General features: G+C 73.0%; 18 protein-coding genes and 1 tRNA gene. 12 read left to right on the top strand and 7 right to left on the bottom strand.

The window, feature by feature from the left end:
• Window positions 1-36: 36 nt before the first annotated feature.
• Genes BR85_RS03660 through BR85_RS03620 form a run of 9 tightly spaced genes read left to right on the top strand, consistent with a single transcriptional unit; the run spans window position 37 to window position 8,997 of the window.
• Entirely contained in the window at window positions 37-2,457 is a 2,421-nt protein-coding gene (locus BR85_RS03660; protein ID WP_028495301.1) for a GMC oxidoreductase, read from the top strand.
• The gene (locus BR85_RS03655; protein WP_036272209.1) at window positions 2,454-4,304 is read left to right on the top strand and encodes a metallophosphoesterase family protein; all 1,851 of its coding nucleotides are present in this window, start codon (window positions 2,454-2,456) and stop codon (window positions 4,302-4,304) included. Before BR85_RS03660 ends, BR85_RS03655 begins: the two co-directional genes overlap by 4 nt.
• Entirely contained in the window at window positions 4,301-5,362 is a 1,062-nt protein-coding gene (locus tag BR85_RS03650) for an alpha/beta hydrolase (RefSeq protein ID WP_028495300.1), read from the top strand. The genes BR85_RS03655 and BR85_RS03650 overlap by 4 nt, the downstream gene beginning before the upstream one ends.
• The gene (locus BR85_RS03645) at window positions 5,359-6,297 is read left to right on the top strand and encodes an acetoacetate decarboxylase family protein (RefSeq protein WP_051526131.1); all 939 of its coding nucleotides are present in this window, start codon (window positions 5,359-5,361) and stop codon (window positions 6,295-6,297) included. Before BR85_RS03650 ends, BR85_RS03645 begins: the two co-directional genes overlap by 4 nt.
• Window position 6,298: 1 nt before the next feature.
• Window positions 6,299-6,790, top strand: coding sequence for a DUF1772 domain-containing protein (locus BR85_RS03640; protein WP_028495298.1), 492 nt, complete (start codon window positions 6,299-6,301; stop codon window positions 6,788-6,790).
• Complete coding sequence (locus tag BR85_RS03635; protein ID WP_051526130.1) at window positions 6,787-7,152, top strand: hypothetical protein; 366 nt, start codon at window positions 6,787-6,789, stop codon at window positions 7,150-7,152. Before BR85_RS03640 ends, BR85_RS03635 begins: the two co-directional genes overlap by 4 nt.
• Window positions 7,152-8,468 carry a patatin-like phospholipase family protein gene (locus BR85_RS03630; RefSeq protein WP_036272205.1) on the top strand — a complete coding sequence of 439 codons (1,317 nt, stop codon included), beginning with the start codon at window positions 7,152-7,154 and terminating at the stop codon, window positions 8,466-8,468. Before BR85_RS03635 ends, BR85_RS03630 begins: the two co-directional genes overlap by 1 nt.
• A 49-nt stretch (window positions 8,469-8,517) precedes the next feature.
• Complete coding sequence (locus BR85_RS03625) at window positions 8,518-8,736, top strand: hypothetical protein (protein WP_036272203.1); 219 nt, start codon at window positions 8,518-8,520, stop codon at window positions 8,734-8,736.
• A gap of 39 nt (window positions 8,737-8,775) precedes the next feature.
• The gene (locus tag BR85_RS03620; RefSeq protein WP_028495297.1) at window positions 8,776-8,997 is read left to right on the top strand and encodes an SCO4848 family membrane protein; all 222 of its coding nucleotides are present in this window, start codon (window positions 8,776-8,778) and stop codon (window positions 8,995-8,997) included.
• 6 nt (window positions 8,998-9,003) lie between these two features.
• On the opposite strand, the gene BR85_RS03615 is transcribed toward BR85_RS03620, so the two are convergent.
• Entirely contained in the window at window positions 9,004-10,299 is a 1,296-nt protein-coding gene (locus tag BR85_RS03615) for a membrane protein (RefSeq protein WP_028495296.1), read from the bottom strand.
• Between the two features lie 105 nt (window positions 10,300-10,404).
• Here BR85_RS03615 and BR85_RS03610 point away from each other — a divergent pair, with 105 nt between their 5' ends.
• Window positions 10,405-11,427 (top strand): glycosyltransferase family 2 protein, encoded by a 1,023-nt coding sequence (locus BR85_RS03610; protein ID WP_051526234.1) that lies wholly within the window; start codon window positions 10,405-10,407, stop codon window positions 11,425-11,427.
• A 9-nt stretch (window positions 11,428-11,436) separates the two neighbouring features.
• Here the strand turns inward: BR85_RS03610 and BR85_RS03605 are convergent, their stop codons facing one another.
• Genes BR85_RS03605 through BR85_RS03595 form a run of 3 tightly spaced genes read right to left on the bottom strand, consistent with a single transcriptional unit; the run spans window position 11,437 to window position 15,667 of the window.
• Window positions 11,437-12,885, bottom strand: a complete 1,449-nt coding sequence (locus BR85_RS03605; RefSeq protein ID WP_028495294.1) for a CDP-glycerol glycerophosphotransferase family protein — start codon at window positions 12,883-12,885, stop codon at window positions 11,437-11,439.
• Window positions 12,882-14,132, bottom strand: a complete 1,251-nt coding sequence (locus BR85_RS03600; protein WP_028495293.1) for a CDP-glycerol glycerophosphotransferase family protein — start codon at window positions 14,130-14,132, stop codon at window positions 12,882-12,884. Before BR85_RS03600 ends, BR85_RS03605 begins: the two co-directional genes overlap by 4 nt.
• A gap of 47 nt (window positions 14,133-14,179) precedes the next feature.
• Window positions 14,180-15,667, bottom strand: a complete 1,488-nt coding sequence (locus BR85_RS03595) for a S1C family serine protease (protein WP_028495292.1) — start codon at window positions 15,665-15,667, stop codon at window positions 14,180-14,182.
• Window positions 15,668-15,764: 97 nt separating this feature from the next.
• Here BR85_RS03595 and BR85_RS03590 point away from each other — a divergent pair, with 97 nt between their 5' ends.
• Window positions 15,765-16,964: an aminotransferase class I/II-fold pyridoxal phosphate-dependent enzyme gene (locus BR85_RS03590; RefSeq protein ID WP_028495291.1), complete on the top strand. Its 1,200-nt coding sequence runs from the start codon at window positions 15,765-15,767 to the stop codon at window positions 16,962-16,964.
• Here the strand turns inward: BR85_RS03590 and BR85_RS03585 are convergent.
• Both BR85_RS03585 and BR85_RS03580 read right to left on the bottom strand, forming a co-directional pair.
• Window positions 16,948-17,757 (bottom strand): carbon-nitrogen hydrolase family protein, encoded by an 810-nt coding sequence (locus BR85_RS03585; RefSeq protein ID WP_028495290.1) that lies wholly within the window; start codon window positions 17,755-17,757, stop codon window positions 16,948-16,950. The genes BR85_RS03590 and BR85_RS03585 overlap by 17 nt on opposite strands.
• Entirely contained in the window at window positions 17,754-18,308 is a 555-nt protein-coding gene (locus BR85_RS03580) for a DUF6328 family protein (protein WP_051526129.1), read from the bottom strand. Before BR85_RS03580 ends, BR85_RS03585 begins: the two co-directional genes overlap by 4 nt.
• An 81-nt stretch (window positions 18,309-18,389) precedes the next feature.
• Here BR85_RS03580 and BR85_RS03575 point away from each other — a divergent pair.
• Window positions 18,390-18,466: transfer RNA gene (locus tag BR85_RS03575), tRNA-Met, on the top strand.
• 67 nt (window positions 18,467-18,533) lie between these two features.
• Here BR85_RS03575 and BR85_RS03570 read toward each other — a convergent pair.
• On the bottom strand, window positions 18,534-19,004 hold the full coding sequence (locus BR85_RS03570) for a MarR family winged helix-turn-helix transcriptional regulator (protein WP_028495289.1): 471 nt from the start codon (window positions 19,002-19,004) through the stop codon (window positions 18,534-18,536).
• Window position 19,005: the final 1 nt, after the last annotated feature.

Genomic DNA, 19,005 nt, shown 5'->3' with positions numbered 1-19,005 from the left:
CGGATGCGCTCGCTCTGACCCCTGCAGGAGGTTGCCGTGCCTCATCAGCTCCCCGACGCCACCGACGTCCTGGTGGTCGGCTCCGGCTTCGGCGCGTCCGTCGCCGCGTACCGCCTCGCGGAGGCGGGCAAGGACGTCGTCGTCCTGGAGCGCGGGAAGGCCTGGGGACCCGGCGACTTCGCGCGCACACCCGCCGAGATGGCCGGCAACTTCTGGGATCCGAGCGCCGGCATGTACGGCCTGTTCGATGCGTGGACGTTCCGGGGCCTCGAGGGACTCGTCTCCAGCGGCCTCGGCGGCGGCTCCCTCATCTACGCCAACGTGCTGCTGCGCAAGGACCCGGCCTGGTTCGTGAAGGATGCGCCGCTGCCGGGCGGCGGGTACGAGAACTGGCCGGTCGGCTACGACGACCTCGAGCCGCACTACGAGGCTGTCGAGCAGATGATGGGCGCGACGCCGTACCCGTACCGCGACACCGCGAAGACGGTCGCCTTCGAGCGGGCCGCCGTGGACATCGGGATGCCGGCGTTCCGCCCGCCGCTCGCGGTGACCTTCGCCCGCCCGGGTGAGGCGCCCGAGCCGGGAGCAGAACTCCCCACCCCCGCGTACGGGAACCTGCACGGGCATCGCCGTGTCACGTGCACGCTGTGCGCGGAGTGCGACGTGGGCTGCAACACCGGCGCGAAGAACAGCCTCGACCACACCTACCTCTCCGCGGCCCGCCATCACGGCGCGGAGATCCGGACGCTGCACGAAGTGCGCGGCATCCGACCGGCAGAGGGCGGCGGCTACATCGTCAGCTACGTCATCCACGAGCCGGGGGCTTCGGGCGACACCTCGACGAAGGCGCTCCCCGTCCGGACGATCCGGGCGGGCCGGGTGATCCTGGGCGCGGGGAGCTTCGGGACGACGTACCTGCTGCTGCGCAGCCGCGCCGCCCTCCGCGGTCTGGGGCCCGCCCTCGGGTCGCGGTTCAGCGGCAACGGCGACCTCCTCACGTTCCTGATGGGCTGCACGCGGGACGGCGCGCCGCTGCGGGTCGACGGCGGCCGGGGCACCGTCATCACCTCCGCGATCCGCATGCCGGACGGCCAGGACGGCGACGGCGCGCGCGGGCGCGGCTTCTACATCGAGGATGCCGGGTTCCCGGCGTTCCTCACGTGGCTCGTCGAGGTCGCGCAGCTGCGCGCGATGGCGCGGCGCGGGGCGCGGTTCGGCTGGGAGTCCGTGCGCAACCGCCTCTTCACGGAAGGCCGCTCCAACCTCTCCGCGAGCATCGCGCAGCTGCTCGGCGACGGACACCTCTCCGGCAGCTCGCTGCCGCTCCTCGGCATGGGGCGCGACACGCCGGACGGCCGGATGTCCCTGCGCCGCGGACGGCTCGCGGTCGACTGGACGGTCGCGACCTCCCGGCCCTACTTCGCTCGGATGCGCGAGGTCATGAAGCGGATCGGCGCCGAGCTCGGCGCCGACGTCAGCGACAACCCGCTGTGGTGGCTCGGCCGCGTCATCACGGTGCATCCGGTCGGCGGGGCGCCCATGGGGCGTCACCCCGGCGAGGGCGTGTGCGACGCCTACGGCGAGGTGTTCGGCCACCCGGGTCTGCACGTGCTCGACGGCGCGGCCCTCCCCGGTCCCGTCGGCGCGAACCCGTCGCTGACGATCGCGGCCCTCGCCGACCGGGCGTGCACGCGGATGCTGGAGCAGCCGTGGCCGGAGCGCCCCCGCCGCGCCGAACCGGCAGTCCCCGCCGGCGTCGCCGGCCCTCCGCCCGCCGCCCGGGCGGATGCCACGTCGGTGTCGTTCACGGAGCGGATGGTGGGCCACGTGGCCCTCGGCGAGACCGACCCCCGGCGCGGGGCGGAGCGCGCCCGCTACCGGAACGACGACCTCGAGTTCGTCCTGACCATCACGGCCGCCGACATCGACGCCTTCACGGAAGACCCGCTGCACGAGGGCGCCGCGACCGGCCACGTCGACGGGGTCGCGCTGGGCGGGCGCTGCGAGGTCGAGCGCGGCTGGTTCCACCTCTTCGTCGACCCGCCCGCCCGGCCGGGCCGCCGCATGCTCTACCGGCTGTGGCTCCACGACGCCGCGGGTGACCCCGTCACGCTCGTGGGGGTCAAGGACGTCGCCGACGACGACGGCTTCGACCTCTGGCGCGACACCTCCACTCTGTACGTCCATCTGCTCGCCGGGCACGTGCCGCCGCCCCCCGCGCAGACCCCGGCCGAGCGCGCCGCGGCCCGCGCCGCCGCCGGCGACATTCCGGCCGGCGCCGACGTCCGCGCGGCGGGGATGCTCGTCATCAAGCCCCTCGACTTCGCGAAGCAGCTCACCACATTCCGCACCGACGGCCCCGCCGGAATCGCGGCGCTGGCCGCATTCGGGCGGCTGTTCCTCGGCGAGCTGTCGCGGGTCTACCTCACCGGCGACCGCGACGGAGCAGCACGATGAGGCGGCGCGAGCTCCTGGCCCTGGAGAGCGTCCTGGGGTTCGCGCCGGCCGGCATGACCCGCTGGCTCGATCCGCCCGCCCTCGCGCGCACCGCCCTGAAGGCCGGGATGGCCAAGGTGTTCGCCGACTACGGCGACAAGCGCGAAGTCCAGGCCGTGCTGCCGAGCGGCCCGGCGCCGCTGGCATCCCCCGTCGATGGAGACGTGTGGATCGACTTCGCCGCCGACCTCGGCGACGGCTTCGACGCCACGACGACCATTGCGACGCTGCTCGCCGCCCCCACCCTGTTCGTCGACACGCCCAGCGGGACCGACCTCGAGCTGCCCCGCGGCGACGTGCTCGTGCTGGGCGGCGACGAGGTGTACCCGGCGGCATCCGCCCGGGCGTACGAGAACCGCACCATCGGCCCCTACGCGACGGCGTTCCCCGCCGAGGCGGGGAACCCGAGCCCCACGATGCTCGCCGTGCCCGGCAACCACGACTGGTACGACGGGCTCACCTCCTTCCTGCGCGTCTTCGCCAGGGGCGCGCGGATCGGCGGGTGGCAGACCACCCAGACGCGCAGCTACTTCGTCGTCGCCATCGCGCCGGGGTGGTGGCTCGTGGGGCTCGACTCCCAGCTCGGCGAATACATCGACGAACCGCAGCTGGACTACTTCCGGGAGCACCTGACGGCGCATCTGCAGCCCGGCGACGGCGTCATCGTGTGCACCGCCGCTCCCGCCTGGGTGCACACCGCCTCGAAGGGCCCGGACGGCTTCAACCAGCTGCACTTCTTCGATCGCACGATCGTCCGGAACCGGGAGAAGTCGGGGCAGACCGAGCCGACCGGTGCCGCCATCCGCCTGTGGCTCACCGGCGACCAGCACCACTATTCGCGGTACGTCCAGCTGGGACCGGACGGCGAGCCCGACGAGGCGCTCGGCATCCAGGCGATCACGTGCGGGCTGGGCGGCGCGTACCTCGCCGAGACCCACCGCCTCCCGGAGACCCTCGAGCTGCCGCCGGCGGCCTCCCGGATGCGCAGCAAGGACGTCCCCGGCATGCCGATGCGGCGCGTGGGCCCCACCTACCCCGACCAGGCGACGTCGCGCCGTCTGTACCGTCGCGTGGCGAACCCGTTCTCCCGGTGGTGGCTGGGCTGGCGCAATCCAGGCCTCATGGTCGGGCTCGGCTGGGTGCAGTTCGTGCTCGCCTGGCTGCTGGGCGCCGTCGTCGGCCTCGTGCAGCCCGCGCCGGACAGCATCGGCGCGGTCCTGCGCGGTCCCGTCCCCACGACGGCGAGCGCGCTGGCCCTGGTCGTCGCGATCGCGCTCGGCAGCTGGCTGCTGCACTGGCTCACGAGCGTCCTGTTCGGCTGGGGCGGCGTCGTGGCGACGCTGGCGATCGTCTTCCAGCTGGTCGCCGGGTGCCTCACCCTCCTCGCGCTCGTGGGCCTCCTCCTCGCGGCGCGGTCCCTCGGGATGCCGCCGCTGCCGGGCATCGTCCTGCTCGGGGTCGCCGCGATCGGGTCGTGGGGCATCGGCGCCCTCCTCGGCACGGCGATGTTCGGCCTCTTCCTGCTCACGCAGCCGAGCGGCACGGTCGCCTCCTGGCGGATGTCGGCGCAGGCGATCGCCGACCACAAGGGCTTCCTCCGGATGCGGCTGCAGCCCGGCGGCAGCATCGAGATCCACACGATCGTCGTCGACCGCATCTGCACCGACTGGGCGACGACGACCGCGCCGGACGGCGCCCTGCGCGTCGTCCCCGCGACGCGCATCACCGGCGTCCGCCTCCTCGAGGGCCCCATCACCGTCGCGCGGAACCGCGGCGCGACGCCGGATACCGGAAAGGCACCCGCATGAGCGACACCCTGACACCCACCGGCACCCTCTCCCGCGCCGAGCACCGCACGGAGGTGCTCCCCCTCACCGCGCGGGACGGCCGCCCCCTCACGCTCGTGCACGTGCGGGGGCCGCAGGAGCCGCACCGGGGGCCCGTGCTGCTCGTCCACGGTGCGGGTGTCCGCGCCGAGATCTTCCGCCCGCCGATCCCGCGCACCCTCGTCGACGTGCTCCTGGAGGCCGGGTGGGACGTGTGGATGCTGAACTGGCGCGCCTCGATCGACCTGGAGCCGACGGACTGGACGCTGTGCGACGCCGCCGTGTACGACCACCCGGCCGCCGTCGAGCGGGTCCTCGAGGAGACCGGGGCGGCGAGCCTCGCCGCCGTCGTGCACTGCCAGGGCTCGACGTCCTTCGCGATGGCCGCCGTCGCGGGGCTACTCCCGCGTGTGGACCGCATCGTCAGCAACGCCGTGTCGCTGCATCCCGTCATCCCCACCTTCTCGGAGTTCAAGATCCACCGGCTCGCGCCCCTCATCACGCGCGCGACGCCGTACCTGTCCCCCGCGTGGGCGTACCGGTCGGACGGGTACTTCTCGCGCCTCGTCCGCCGCACCGTCGACGTCACGCATCCGGAGTGCCGGAACCTCGTCTGCCGCATGGTGAGCTTCACGTACGGGTCAGGGCACCCGGCGCTGTGGGCGCACCGCAACATCGACAAGGCAACGCACGACTGGATCACCGGGGAGTTCGGGCGCGTGCCGATGAGCTTCTTCGCGCAGATGAGCCGCAGTGTGCGCGCGGGGCACCTCGTGCCGGTGCGGGAGCACCCGGAGCTCCCGGACGACCTCGCGACGGCGCCGCCGCAGACGCAGGCGCGCTTCGCCCTCATCGCGGGCAAGGACAACCGGTGCTTCCTGCCGGACAGCCAGGCGCTCAGCTATGCGCACCTGGACCACCACCAGCCGGGCCGCCACGCCCTGCACGTCGTGCCCGGCTACGGGCACCTCGACGTGTTCTGGGCGCGCAACGCCTGGCGCGACACGTATCCGATCATCCTGAAGGAGCTGGCCTCATGACCTCGCTGTGGGCGCCGGTGCGCGCCGTCCTCTCCCTGCTGCCCTCGCCTGTGCCGGGTCGCCAGAGGCGTCTCCGCGGCACGCACGCCCGCGTCGACGGCATCCCGTACACGATGCCCGTGGACACGCAGGACGCGTCCTGCCTCATGGCCGCGTTCCCGATCTCCGCCGCCGCCGCGAAGCGGTTGCTGCCGGGAACCGCGCTGCACCCCGCGACGATCGGCTTCGGCGTCGGGGTGCTCCTCATCACCGTCGTCGATTATCGCAAGACCGACATCGGCGCGTACATCGAGTACTCCGTCGCCATCGCCGTGACGCACGGGCATCGTCCCCGGCTGCCGATCCTGCCGCTCGTGCTGCAGCGAGCCGCCGGGCTCGGCCAGTACGTCGTGGACCTGCCGGTGAGCACCGAGATCTCGGTGAAGGGCGGGAAGGGCATCTGGGGGATGCCGAAGCACCAGGACAGCCTCGACGTCCGCGTCTCGGCGCAGGCCGTCTCCGCGCTCTACGACCACGACGGGCAGACGGCGTGCCTCGTGGAGATCGCCCGACCGCCCCGCACGGCGCTGCCGCTGAAGCTCGCGGCCGACAACTACTGCGCCTACCGCGGGATGCTGATGAAGTCGAGCATCTACTTCTCCGGCGCGGCCGACATCGCCGTCGGCACGGCGGCGCGGGGGCGGCTGGTGCTCGGCGGCGAGCTCGCGCAGAGGCTGGCGCACCTGAAGATCGGCCGGAAGCCGATCGCGACGGTGTGGATCGAGAAGGCCACCGGGGTGCTCGACGACCACTTCGAGTCGTGGTTCCTCACGGCTCCCACGCAGCACGCGGCCGACGCCGTGCCCATGGAGGGGCTGGAGAGCGTCGTCGGCCTCGGTCGTGGCGAGGAGTGGCCGGCGCCCCCGGACCGCTCGCGCGTGTCCGAGGCGGTGTGACATGGGCGGCGCGGGCTGGGTGACGCTGATCGCGGCGCTGTACTTCGCGTTCGGCGCGTCGCTGTACATGGGCACGATGTGGACGCTGCGGCTCTTCCTCTTCCCGACGTGGCGGTCGCTCACACCCGACCAGGTGGAGGCGCACTTCGGCATCCCGACGCGACTGGCGACCGTCTTCTTCACGTGGATCGTGCCGGTGATGTTCCTCGCGTCGCTCTGGCTCATCGTCGCCGAATGGGGCAGCCCGCTGGTGTGGTTCGGGGCCGGCTGCCTCGCGGGGATCTTCGTGCTGACCTTCGTGGGGCAGGGTCTCATCATCCCGATCAACAAGCGGGTCCGCAGTGGCGAGGTCACCGACGTCGCCGAGCTGCAGGACCTGCTCCGGCGATGGATGGCCCTGAACAGCGTGCGCTTCTACGGCGCGACGGCGACGTGGGCCGTGATCATCGGGTACCTCGTGGTGCGGGGCGACCTCGTCGGAGCGCTGACATGACGCTCCGGGGCGTGCTCGCCGCCATCGGGTGGGGCACGGTCGGCACGGGGGCGCTGCAGGTCGTCGCCCCGGGCTTCGTTCTCCGCGCGATCGGCGGGGCGGACGAGAAGACGGCGCGGCACCTCTTCGGCACGGTCGGGATGTTCATGGTCGTGGTCGGCGGCCTCGTCGTCGGGACGCTGCGCTCGGCGTCCCCGGACCGGGCGGCGCTCGGCTGGGGCGCCGCGCAGAAGGCCGGCGCCGCGGCCGCGGTGGGTCTCGGTGTCGCACGCGGGGTGTTCGCGTCGGTCGCCCTGCTCGTGGCGGGGTTCGACGCGGTGACCGCGGTGCTGCTCGCGGTCTACCGGAACCGGCTGCGCTGATGCGGTCCCTCGTGCTGGCCGGCGGCGGGATGCGCGTCGCGTGGCAGGCCGGCGTCGTCCGGGCGCTCGAGGAGGAGGGGCTCACCTTCGACCACGTCGACGGGGCGTCCGGCGGGATCATGACCGCCGCGATGATGCTCTCCGGGGTCTCCGGGGTGGAGATGTGCGACCGGTGGCGCGGGCTGTCGGCATCCGCCTTCACATCGCTGCTGCCGCTGCACGAGTACCTCACGGGTCCCTGGTCGCTCCCCGCGATCGGCGACGCGGACGCCATCGTGCAGACGGTGCTCCCCCGGCTCGGCGTCGATGTCGAGCGGATGCGGCGGAGCGAGATGGCCGGCACGTTCCAGATCGTGGAGTTCACGACGAAGGAGTGCCGGGCGCTCGAGCCCGCCGATGTGGATCTCGAGCTGCTGGCCGCCGGGATGTCGCTGCCCGGCTGGCTCACCCCGCTGCGCCGCGGCGACGAGGTGTTCACGGATGCCGTGTGGGTGCGCGACGCGGGAGTCGCCGAGGCCGTGCGCCGCGGGGCGGATGAGATCTGGCTCGTGTGGTGCATCGGGAACACGCCGTCCTACGGCGAGGGACCGCTGGAGCAGTACGTGCACATGATCGAGATGAGCGCGATGGGCGCGCTCCTCGCCGACTTCGAGCTCGCCCGGGCGCTCGGCCGCGACTTCACGCTGCACGTCGTGGCGCCGCGGCATCCGCTGCCGCTGGACCCGGAGTTCTACCTGGGCCGGATCTCCTCCGACGCCCTCCTCGCGATGGGCTACCGGGATGCGCACGCCTACCTCGCGGGTCGATCGGCGGACGGCGTGCCGAAGGATGCGACGTGCACGCGGATGACGGATCCGCCCGTGTCGGTGCGGATCACCGACCGGCTGCGCGGCCGCGTCGGCGCGGACGAGGTCGAGGTGACGTTCACGGTCGAGGTTCCGCTGGCGGCCCCGGTGTCGGAGGGGTCTCTCGTCGGGGCGCTCGCGATCCCGGGCGAGGGGACGGTGTACCTCGCGGACGGCGCCGTGACGCTCGCCGCGGGCGCGCTGACCTACGCGGGGACGGTGCGCCGCGGCGGGCGGGAGGTGGATCTGCGGTGCACGCGCACGCTGCGGGACGATCCCGGCCCCGATGCATGGGGTGACTTCACGGAGGCGATGCTCGTGATCGACGAGGATGCCGGGACCGTGTCGGCGGGAGCCGGCGGCGTCGCACGCCTCCTCGCGTCGATCGAGCCTGTCGGTGCCCACGGCCTGATGCAGCGGGCCGACGCGGTGCGGCGGTTCCTCGCCCTCCTGGGATCGGTGCGCGTCTGACGAGACGGATGACGGAGACGGATGCCGGATTCAGGCGCACAATGGGCGCATGGGAATCTTCCAGACGCGCCCCGAAGAGCCGACCGAGTGGACCGGGCTCCCGTCGGAGCCGTGGCAGCCGCGGTCGCCCGTCGAGCAGCTGGGCGACGCGCCGAACGTCGAGTACACGATCTTCGGCGAGCCGGTCGGCGTGGAGACGATCGCGATCGCGCTGACGCCCGCCGAGCCCGCCGCCGTGGAGTCCGGCGACGGCGGCGACGGGGACTGAGCAACCGCGCGTGATCCCCGCCGCGGCTAGGCTCGACGGGTGGTCCCCGTCCTCATCGCCCTGCTTCTGCTGAACGCCGTCTTCAACGTCGTCGTCTGGCCCCGGTTCTACGGCCGCGTCGCGAAGGACCCGCGGGCACGGGATGACGCCGGCAAGCCGACGTCGTTCCTGATCGTGCACGCCGTCCTGATCGGGCTGGCCCTGCTGATCGCGCTGGCCTCGGCGAGCGCCGCGATCGTGGCGCTCACCGCCGGAGTCTGAGGGCGCTCAGGCGTCCGGCTCCTCCTCATCGTCGGCGTCCGCGAACGACTCGACGCCTTCGTCGTCGGCGCCCTCCGCGCCGGTCCGCTCGTGCCAGATCTCCCACTCGCGCATGAGATGCCCGACGGCCTCCTCGAAACGCGCGGTCGCGGCGCCGGGCGACGTGTCGCCGAAGTAGTGCTGCGACCAGTGCGCGAGGCGCGCGGTCACGTCGGGCTGCTGTGCGCGGGTGACGAGTGCGCCGACGTCGGCGGCATCCCGCGCGTCCAGCCACTCGCACTCCGACAGGTACCCCTCGTCGTCGATCACGGCGGACGCGTCGACGGGGCGCGTCACGAACAGCGCCTTCCCCGTCGCGAGCCTGTCGTAGACCATCGCGGAGACGTCCATGACCGCGATATCGGGCGCCAGCAGCTGCCAGTCGAGGTCGGGTGACTCGTCGAAGATGTGGTGCGCGGCCGGGTCGGCCGCGTTCGCCGCCGCGATCGCGGCGACGATGCGGCGGAGGGCCACGCCGTACTCCCGGTCGGACACCCCGGAGCGCGGGTGCGGACGGAAGACGAGCCGCAGCCGCGGGTCCGCGAGCACGGCGCGCGCGAGCGCCTCGCCGTGCGTCACGATCGAGCCGTACGACATCGAGGCCCGGTCCCCCTCCCACGTCGGCGCGTAGAACACCGTGGTGCGTCCGTCGGCGGGGTACGGGGCGGGCCGTGCCCCGAAGTAGTCGGCCTGCGGGCGGCCGATCGGCAGGGCGCGGCGGTCGATGTCGTAGTCCCACAGCGCCCCGCGCAGGCGCGCGAGCGCGGCATCCCCCGCCACGAACGCGTAGTCGTACGCGCCGATCTGGTTGCTGCGCATGTAGACCTTGTCGCTCTCGCCGTGGCTGATGAAGACGTGCCACCGGTGGCCGTACCGGAACATCTGGAAGTTCCGCGTGTTCTGGTTCACGTACAGCACGACGCGGATCTGCTGGGATGCCAGGACGCTCTCGACGTCGTCGATCGTGCGGGCGTACACGACGGGGAGCGGGGACTCCTTCAGCAGCGCAGCCGCGCCGCTCGCCGCGCGGGCGATGACGACGACCGGCCAGGTCTCGGCGAGCTTCGCGAGCGGGGCGTACCACTGCCGCATCTGGTACAGGTTCACGGGTCCGTCGGCGAAGTACACCGCGACCCGGAAGTGCCGCCGCGGGAGCGGACCGCGCTCCCGGTCCAGACGCTCCGCCTCCGCGATCGCCCCCCGGGAGCGCAGCGCCCCGGAGAGGAGTCGGACGACTTTGCGAGCATCCCCGAGAATCGACATCCTCCCAGGGTATCCGGGCCATGGGATGATCGACGGGTGCACGACGACGAGCCCGCGGACCGGGACGCCCCGATCCCCGCGCCCGGCTCCGGCGTCACGTTCGTCATGCCGGTGCTCAACGAGCACGACTATCTCGAGCGGGCCGTGGCGACCGTCCTCGCGCAGGAGCACGACGGGCCCGGCGAGCTCATCCTCGCGATCGGTCCCTCCACCGACGGGACGACGGCCCTCGCCCACCGTCTGGCGGCCGCCGACCCGCGCATCCGCGTCGTGGAGAACCCGGCCGCCCACATCCCGGTGGGGCTGAACCTCGCGATCCGCGCCGCCCGGTACCCGACGATCGTCCGCGTCGACGCGCACTCCGAACTCGTCCCGGCGTATACCCGCCGCGCCATGGAGACGCTGACCCGCGTCCGCGCCGCGAACGTCGGGGGCGTCATGCGCGCCGACGGCAGGACGGACTTCCAGCGCGCCGTCGCCCGCTGGTACAACTCCCCCATCGGGCTCGGCGGCGGCGCGTACCACTCGGGGGGCGCCGAGGGTCCGGCCGAGTCCGCCTATCTCGGAGTCATGCGCCGCAGCGTGCTGGAGGAGGTCGGTCTCTTCGACGAGACGATCCGTCGCGGCGAGGACTGGGAGCTGAACCTGCGCATCCGCCGCGCGGGGTACCGCGTCTGGTTCGACCCCGCCCTCGCGGTGACCTACTGGCCCCGGGAGAGCTGGGCGCGGCTCGTCCGGCAGTTCCGCTCCACCGGCACGTGGCGCGGCGAACTGGTGCGCCGCTACGGGCGCCGCAACGCGCTGCGGTTCTTCGCGCCTCCGCTGCTCGTCGTCGCCCTCGTGGCCTCGCTCGTCGTGGCGGGGCTGCAGCTGGGCGGTGTCCTCACCGGCACGGCCGCGCTCGCGGCATCCCTCGTGCATGTGCCCGTCGTGGCATATCTCGTGCTGGTCCTCGTCGTCTCGCTGGCGCCGGCCGGTGCGCGGGGCGTGCGGGAACGCCTGTGGAGCCTCGTCGTGCTGCCGTCGATGCACCTCGCGTGGGGGGTCGGCTTCCTCATCGGCATCACGCGCGGCGCGAAGGAGAACGTGGACACGTCGCGGCTGCGGCGGAACACGCCGCTGCCCTGACCTGCGACCTCAGGCGCGGTCGACGAACCCCTGGTCCAGGATGCGGGCGACCACCCGCTCGGCCGCGTGGCCGTCGTCGCGCGCGTTGAACCGCGCCCGCCAGTCCCGGTACGCCGCCGCGAAGCGGTCCGTCACGCCGGGATCGGCGAGGGCCGCCACGAGCTCTCCCTGCGTCGCGACGAGGGGGCCGGGCGCGTGCGCGGCCAGGTCGAAGTAGAAGCCGCGCAGCTCACCGCGATAGTGCTCGACGTCGGGTGTCAGGAAGTAGATCGGCTTCCCCGTCGCGGTGAAATCGAACATGACGGACGAGTAGTCGGTGATGAGTGCGTCGGCGACGAGGAGCAGCCGGGCGATGTCGGGGAACGTCGTGACGTCCAGGACCCGCGGACCGGTGGCGTCCGCCCCCGCGGCGAGGGTCCGCGAGTGCCCGCGGACGAGCACGACGGCATCCGCCTCGGCGGCCAGCGCCGCAGGGTCGAGGAAGTCCACCATCTCGGCGCGGTCGTCCCGCCAGGTCGGCGCGTACAGGAGCACCCGCTCCTGGGCCCCGATGCCGAGCTGCTCGCGGGTCGCGGCGCCGTCGCCGGTCACGAGCACGTCGTTGCGGGGGTACCCCTCGACCCACACGGGGCGCCGGAGGAACGCGTACGCCTTCCGCAGGATGCCCGCGGCGTACGGGTTCTGCGCGAGGAGCACGTCCCAGCGGCGGCTCTCCTTGAGGACGGCGGCGGCGCGCCGCGGGTCGAAGCCGGGACGGTGCAGGGCGAGGCGCTTGAGCGGGCTCCCGTGCCACGTCTGCAGCACGACCTGCCCGGTGCGGCGGGCGAAGCGGCGACGCAGCCAGTCGTTGACGACGAGGAGACGCGACGAGCCCCGTGCCCGCCACCATTCCGGGCTCCCCTCGACCACCGCGATCGCGCCGTCCGGGACGGCGACGGAGCGGTCCACGACGCTCCAGTACCGCGTGACGCCGGGCGCGACGCGGGCGAGCTCCCGGTCGATCGCGAGCGGATTGCAGCTGGCGTTTCGCCCGTAGAAGCTCTCGAAGAACACGGCGTTCTCGAGCCCTCCGGGGCGGGTCGCGTACCGGCGCTCGAGGGCGGCCTGCCCGTCGCCGGAGTCGTAGGCGGGGTCGATGGGCGGGCCGATGCGGAGCGTCGCGCCGTCGAGGCCGGCGCGGAGGTCCGGGAACATCGTCAGGGGGACGGATGCCGTGACCTCGGCCGGCCGTCCGTCGGCGTCGGTGAGCCCGACGCGGTAGTCGCCGGCAGGCAGCGGCAGCTCCGGCCCGCCCCAGCGTGCCGCGCGCAGCGGCAGGACGGCGCGCCACCCGGCCGGGTCGGAGGTGACCTCGGACGTGCTCCGCGCGCGCGGCCCGACCGCCTCGAGGGCCCGCGGAGCGGCCCCCGTCCCCGTCACCACGAGCGCACCGCCCGCCACGTCGAACTCGGCGTTCACGTCGTCCTCCCTCGCGTCAGTCCGGCGCGCACGGCCGTATAGACGCGCTCGGTGTTGCACCCGTCGCGGTGCGCGTGCATGCGTGCGCTGAGGGCCGCCGCCTCGGCCCGCGCCCGGTCCCGCTCCCCCGGATCGGCCAGCAGCCTCTCGAGCCGGCCGGTCGCCTGCGTCCAGGACGGGGCGACCTCGTCGCCGGCCACGTCGGCATACGTGCCGTAGAAGCCGCGGCGTGCGCCGTACGCCTCGATGTCGGGCGCGAGGAAGACGCACGGCAGCGGCACCAGCGCGGCGTCGAACGCGAGCGAGGAGTAGTCGGTGACGAGCACGTCGAGTCCCGGCAGGAGCGGCGTGACGTCGGCCACGAGGTCGCTGCCGAGCAGCCGGATGCGATCGGTCGCCGCCGGCGGCGTGTAGTCGCCGGCGCCGAGGGGATGCGAGCGGATGAGCAGCACGGCATCCTGCGCCGTCAGCATCTCCGTCAGCTGCGTCCACTGCTCGGCGGTCGGCACGGCCGGGTCGGGTTCGCCGTCGCGCCAGGTGGGCGCGTACAGGATGAGCCGCGTGCCGGCGCCGAGCGGGCCGGCGACCTCGCCGATCGCCGCGCGGGCGCGGGCGCGGCGCTCCTCCGCGGTGCCGCGGGAGAGGACGTCCACGCGCGGTTCGCCGGTCACCAGCACGCTCTCGTGGTCGAGCCCGAACGCGGATTCCAGCCGCCCGCGGACGAGCTCGGACGCGGCCGGGAGCAGGCGGATCCCGCGCTGCGCACGCCGATAGAGGACCGCGAGGAGGCGGCTGACGGCACCCGAGGCGACCGGCACCGGGCTGCGCGTCGTCTCCGCGGAGTCCAGGCCGATGCGCTTGAGCGGTATCCCGTGCCACAGCTGCACGATGAATGCGCCCGTGACGGCGTACCGGTTCACGTCCCCGAGTCCGTGCGTCACGACGACGACCCGCGCGCGCGCCGTCCGCCAGAAGCCGCGGAGCGACTGCTTCGGGACGTGCGGGATGCCGCGGGCCGCCGCCTCGGCGGCGTCCCGGGCGCCGCCGGTGAGCCACACGGCCCGCTCGCCCGCGACGGCGGCACGGTCCCACAGGGCCAGTGCGCCGTCGGCGATGCCGACGGCGCAGCCGAACACCCACTCGTCGCGGGACCGCGGGATGAGGATCGTGGCGAGGCGTCCGAGGAGGTACAGCGGGATGCGCACGAGCTTCCCGGCGTTGCCCGCGCCGAACGAGAAGGACGCCACCCCGCGAGCCTATCGCGGGGTGGCGTCCTGGTCCGGGAGCAGAGCGCTTACGGCGCGAGCTCGCCGAGGGTGACCTCCACGGACGCGGTCTTGCCGCCCCGCAGGTAGACGACCTTCGCGGAGCTGCCGGCCGCGAGGGCCCGCACCTGGGCGGTGAGGTCGGTGGCGTCCGAGATCGGCACGCCGTTGAACTGGGTGACGACGTCACCGGCCTTCAGGCCCGCCGCATCCGCCGCGCCGCCGTTCGTCACCTCGCTGATGTATGCGCCGGCCGTCGTCGCATCCTCCTGGCTCGCCGCGTCGCCGACCATCGCGCCGAGGAGACCGTGGGTGGCCGCGCCGTCGGCGATGATCTCGTCCGTCACGCGCTCGACGATGTTCGACGGGATGGAGAACCCGACCCCGATGGAGCCGGACTGGCTGGAGGAGGAGCCGCCGGCGGTCGCGATGGCGACGTTGATGCCGATGAGCTTGCCCTCGTCATCCACGAGCGCGCCGCCGGAGTTGCCGGGGTTGATCGCCGCGTCGGTCTGGATGACGGCGATCGAGATCGTGCCGGCCGATCCGGACTGCTGCCGGCCCTGCCCGAAGTCGAACTGGAAGGGACCGTTGCCGTTCTCGTCGTCGGGGTTCTGCTCGGTGTCCTGCTCGGTCTCCGGCACCGCCGACGAGGCGATCTGGATGGAGCGGTTCAGGGCGCTGACGATGCCGGTCGTGACCGTGTTGGACAGGCCCAGCGGGGCGCCGATCGCGATCGTGCCGTCGCCGACGTTGAGACCCGCGGAGTCGCCGATCTCGATGGGGGTGAGATCCTCGGCGCCGTCGAGCTTGATGACGGCGAGGTCGTACATCGGGTCGAGTCCGACGACCTCGGCCGAGTAGACCTTGCCGTCGCTCGTGGTGACCTTCAGGTCGGGCGAGTCGGTGGCGCCGTCGAGGGTGACGACGTGGGTGTTCGTGACGACGTAGCCGTCGGCCGAGAGCACGACGCCCGAGCCGGTACCGCCGGCCGACGACGAGCTCGCCGAGATCGTGACGACGCTCGGGAGCACCTTGGTGGCGATCGCGGTGGTCCGGTTCACGCTGTCGGGATCGTTGACCGTCACGGTGGTCGGACCGCTCTGGACGACCGTCTGCGCAGCCGGGAAAAGGGACCCGCCGGCGGCGGCGGCGCCGAGACCGGATGCCCCGCCCACGAGGGCCGCGGCGACCATGATCGCGACGATCTTGCCGGCGCCGACCTTCCCGCCCTCGGCGGGCGCCGCAGCGGCGGGCTCCGGCGCCCGCTCGGCGTAGGGCTGGGTCGGCTGGGTCGGGAACGCCGGCTGGCCGGACGTCTGGGGCGACGTCGCACCGTAGGCGGGTGCCTGCGGCGCCGTGTACGGCGGCTGCGCCGCATAGTCGGGGGCCTGCGGTGGCAGCGGTGGACGCGGCGGGATCCCGGAAGCGTCGGCGGCGCGCTGCGGATCCGGCTGCGGATCGGGCTGCTGCGCGGGGTTCTGCGGTTCGTCGGTGGATGCGGGGTTGTCGCTCATGATGGTCCTCTTTCCCAAGCCCCTTCAGGATGCCCCGGGTTTCTGTGCGTTTCTTATGCCAGGCCCCCGGCGACCCTATGCGTGTAACGTGAGCGCGATGCGAGCGATTCCGGGTGCCTGGCGGCGGACCGCCCGCGGGGCGGGACTCCTCGGCGAGGACGGCTCGGCGGCGCCGACCATCTTCGCGGAGATGAGCGCTCTCGCGGCCCGCACGGGAGCCATCAACCTGGGCCAGGGCTTCCCCGACGAGGACGGTCCTGCGGAGGTCCTCGAGGCCGCCCGTGCGGCGATCGCGGCGGGAGCGAACCAGTACCCGCCGGGGCGCGGCATCCCGGATCTGCGCGCCGCGATCGCCGAGCACCAGGAGCGGTTCTACGGCCTCCGCCTCGACCCGGAGACCGAGGTGCTGGTCACCGCGGGGGCCACCGAGGCTCTCGCCGCCGTGATCCTGGCGCTCGTGGACTCCCCCGACGACGAGATCGTCGTCTTCGAGCCGTACTACGACGAGTACGCCGCGTGCGTGGCTCTCGCCGGCGCCCGGCTCGTCACCGTGCCGCTGCACTGGCCCGACTTCCAGCCCGACCCGGACGAGCTCCGCCGCGCGGTCACGGACCGGACGCGTCTCATCCTCGTCAACGACCCGCACAACCCCACCGGCACCGTCTTCGCCCGCGAGGTCCTGGATCTCGTCGTGGAGCTGGCCGAGCGGCATGACGCGATCATCGTGACCGACGAGGTGTACGAGCACCTCGTCTTCGACGGGCCGCACACGCCGCTCGCGACCCTCCCCGGTGCCGCGGCGCGGACGCTGTCGATCTCCTCGGGCGGGAAGACGTTCTCCACGACCGGATGGAAGATCGGGTGGGTGACCGGTCCCGCCGATCTCGTGCAGGCGGTCCTCACCGTCAAGCAGTACCTCACCTACGTCGGCGGCGCACCCTTCCAGCCGGCCATCGCCGCCGGGCTCCGGCTCCCGGACGAGTTCTTCACCGGCATCGCCGCCACGATGCAGGACAAGAGCCGCATCCTGGGCGAGGGCCTCCGCGCGGCGGGCTTCGCCGTGTCCCGGCCGGCGGGGTCATACTTCACGGTCGCCGACGCCGCCCCGCTCGGCGCCGAGGACGCCGCCCGGTTCTGCCGCGCGCTCCCCGACCGCGCCGGCGTCGTCGCGATCCCGCTCACGGCGTTCGCGACTCCCGCGCGGCAGGACGAGTACCGCACGCTCGTCCGGTTCGCCGCCTGCAAGCGCGTCGACGTGCTCGAGGAGGCCGCGGCGCGCCTCAGTCGCGCGCAGTGACGCGGAAGCGGCGCAGCGCCAGCGACGGGTTCACGCGGCGCACCCGCGTCACGGCATCCGCGTCGACATACGCCACCGCGACGTCGCTCGTCGTCCCGATGGCGGCGATCTCCACGCCCTGGGGGTCGACGATCATCGACGCGCCCACCCCGAGCGGCGGCGGGTGGTCGGCCGCCGCGACGAACACCGTGTTCTCGATCGCGCGGGCGTGCAGGAGCGTCCGCCAGTGGTGCTCCTTGAGCGGTCCGCGCACCCACTCCGCCGCGACGAGGAGGACATGCGCGCCGGTGTCGGCGAGCACCCTCCCCACCTCCGGGAAGCGCAGGTCGTAACAGGTCATGAGGGCGAAGCGGAGCGAGTCGACCTCGAACGTCTCCGGCGCGGCGATCTCACCGGGCTCGACCCAGTCCGACTCGCGCTGGCCGAACGCGTCGTAGAGGTGCAGCTTGCGGTAGGTCGCACGGATGCCGTCCGCCCCCACCGCCACGACGGTGTTCCGCACCCGCCGGCCGTCGCCGGCGCGCTCCAGGAGCCCCGCGACGACGACGACGCCGTACCGCTCGGCGAGCCCCGTGAGCGCCTGCGTGAACGGGCCGTCGATCTGCTCGGCGTGAGCGGCGAGCGATTCGTCGAACGGGTCGGTGAAGTAGCTGGAGTACTCCGGGAAGAGCACGACGCGCGCGCCGCGACCGGCCGCCCGCGCCACGAGCTCCTCGATCAGCCGGAGGTTCGCCGCGACGTCCGCCGTCGGGCCGAACTGGGCGACGGCGACGGGCACGGCGGAGGCGCTCATGTGTCGCGTCCCTTCTGCGCGCGCAGCACCAGCGGGATGGCGACCCACAGCACCGCGATGATGACGCCGAGCACGATCCCGGCGGTCCAGGATGCCGCGTCCCCGACGACGACCTCGAAGATGAAGGCCACGACCCCGACGAGCAGCAGCGACACGGTCAGGAGCGCCGTCATGAGCGCGGCGTGACCGTACGCGACGACGGTCTGCTTCGCGCGGTGCCGGAACAGGAACCGGTGCAGCGCGACGGGAGCCAGCGCGACGATCGCGCTGAGCGCGGAGCCCACGACGAGGGTGAGGTAGAAGGTGCGCTGGCCGGGCGTCAGATCGGCGAACGCCGGCTGGAAGGCGAGGGCCAGCAGGAAGCCCGTGATGATCTGCGTGCCGGTCTGGAGGACCCGCAGCTCCTGCAGGACATCGTTCCAGTTGCGGTCGGCGCGCTCATTCGGCGTCTCCGCGCGGCCGTCCGCGGTGTCGTCCGCGGTGTCGTCCGCGGTGTCGTTCGCGGTGTCGTCGCGCGAGCGAGCCCTGTGCGGGTGCGGCGGCGTTGACATGTGCCCATCCTCCCCTGCCGGGGCGTCGGCGGGCAACGCGTGCATCCGGCCCCCGGAAGGCATGTTAGGCTTTTCATGTGCCGCGGGGTGGAGCAGCTCGGTAGCTCGCTGGGCTCATAACCCAGAGGTCGTAGGTTCAAATCCTGCCCCCGCAACCAGATGAAGAAGGCGTCCCGCACGGGGCGCCTTCTTCGTTTCCCCCACGGGCTCGGCTACCGAGGCCCGTCACCGTCCGACGAGGGCCTCCTCCATCTCGGACAGGAAACGCACGACGACCTTCAGCTCGTCGACCTCGTATCCCGACATCGCCCCGCGCATCTTCCGCATCCGCTCGCCGAAGCGCCGGTAGAACTCCGCCCGGGCATCCTCCGTCAGCACGACGATGCGGGCGCGGCGATCGGTGGGATGCGGGAGGCGCTGCAGATGCCCGCTCTCCTCCAGCCGCTCCAGCAGCTTCGTCGTGGACGCCGACGTGATGGAGAGGTGCTTCGCGATGTCGTGCGGCTTGACGAGCTCCCCCCGCTGCTCGCGGAGGATGAGCATCCGCATGGCCGCGAGGTCCGTCGCGTTCATGCCCATGTCACCGCGCAGATCGCCGTGCATGCGATCCATCGCGTCGGTGAAGGCGCGCACGGCCTTCATCGCCTCCATCATGAGGTGATCGTGATCTGTCTGCGGGACCCACCGCTGCGTCACG

The organism is Microbacterium sp. UNCCL10 (assembly GCF_000746195.1).
GTDB classification, from domain to species: domain Bacteria; phylum Actinomycetota; class Actinomycetes; order Actinomycetales; family Microbacteriaceae; genus Microbacterium; species Microbacterium saccharophilum.
Note: the sequence above shows the minus strand (reverse complement) of the source record. Positions and strands in the feature narration are given on the sequence as shown.

Coding starts and splice junctions, on each gene's coding strand:
- BR85_RS03635 (WP_051526130.1), top strand. CDS start 6,787: ATGACGCTCCGGGGCGTGCTCGCCGCCATCGGGTGGGGCACGGTCGGC.
- BR85_RS03645 (WP_051526131.1), top strand. CDS start 5,359: ATGACCTCGCTGTGGGCGCCGGTGCGCGCCGTCCTCTCCCTGCTGCCC.
- BR85_RS03655 (WP_036272209.1), top strand. CDS start 2,454: ATGAGGCGGCGCGAGCTCCTGGCCCTGGAGAGCGTCCTGGGGTTCGCG.
- BR85_RS03630 (WP_036272205.1), top strand. CDS start 7,152: ATGCGGTCCCTCGTGCTGGCCGGCGGCGGGATGCGCGTCGCGTGGCAG.
- BR85_RS03615 (WP_028495296.1), bottom strand. CDS start 10,299: ATGTCGATTCTCGGGGATGCTCGCAAAGTCGTCCGACTCCTCTCCGGG.
- BR85_RS03590 (WP_028495291.1), top strand. CDS start 15,765: ATGCGAGCGATTCCGGGTGCCTGGCGGCGGACCGCCCGCGGGGCGGGA.
- BR85_RS03580 (WP_051526129.1), bottom strand. CDS start 18,308: ATGTCAACGCCGCCGCACCCGCACAGGGCTCGCTCGCGCGACGACACC.
- BR85_RS03585 (WP_028495290.1), bottom strand. CDS start 17,757: ATGAGCGCCTCCGCCGTGCCCGTCGCCGTCGCCCAGTTCGGCCCGACG.
- BR85_RS03610 (WP_051526234.1), top strand. CDS start 10,405: ATGCCGGTGCTCAACGAGCACGACTATCTCGAGCGGGCCGTGGCGACC.
- BR85_RS03650 (WP_028495300.1), top strand. CDS start 4,301: ATGAGCGACACCCTGACACCCACCGGCACCCTCTCCCGCGCCGAGCAC.
- BR85_RS03595 (WP_028495292.1), bottom strand. CDS start 15,667: ATGAGCGACAACCCCGCATCCACCGACGAACCGCAGAACCCCGCGCAG.
- BR85_RS03640 (WP_028495298.1), top strand. CDS start 6,299: ATGGGCGGCGCGGGCTGGGTGACGCTGATCGCGGCGCTGTACTTCGCG.
- BR85_RS03625 (WP_036272203.1), top strand. CDS start 8,518: ATGGGAATCTTCCAGACGCGCCCCGAAGAGCCGACCGAGTGGACCGGG.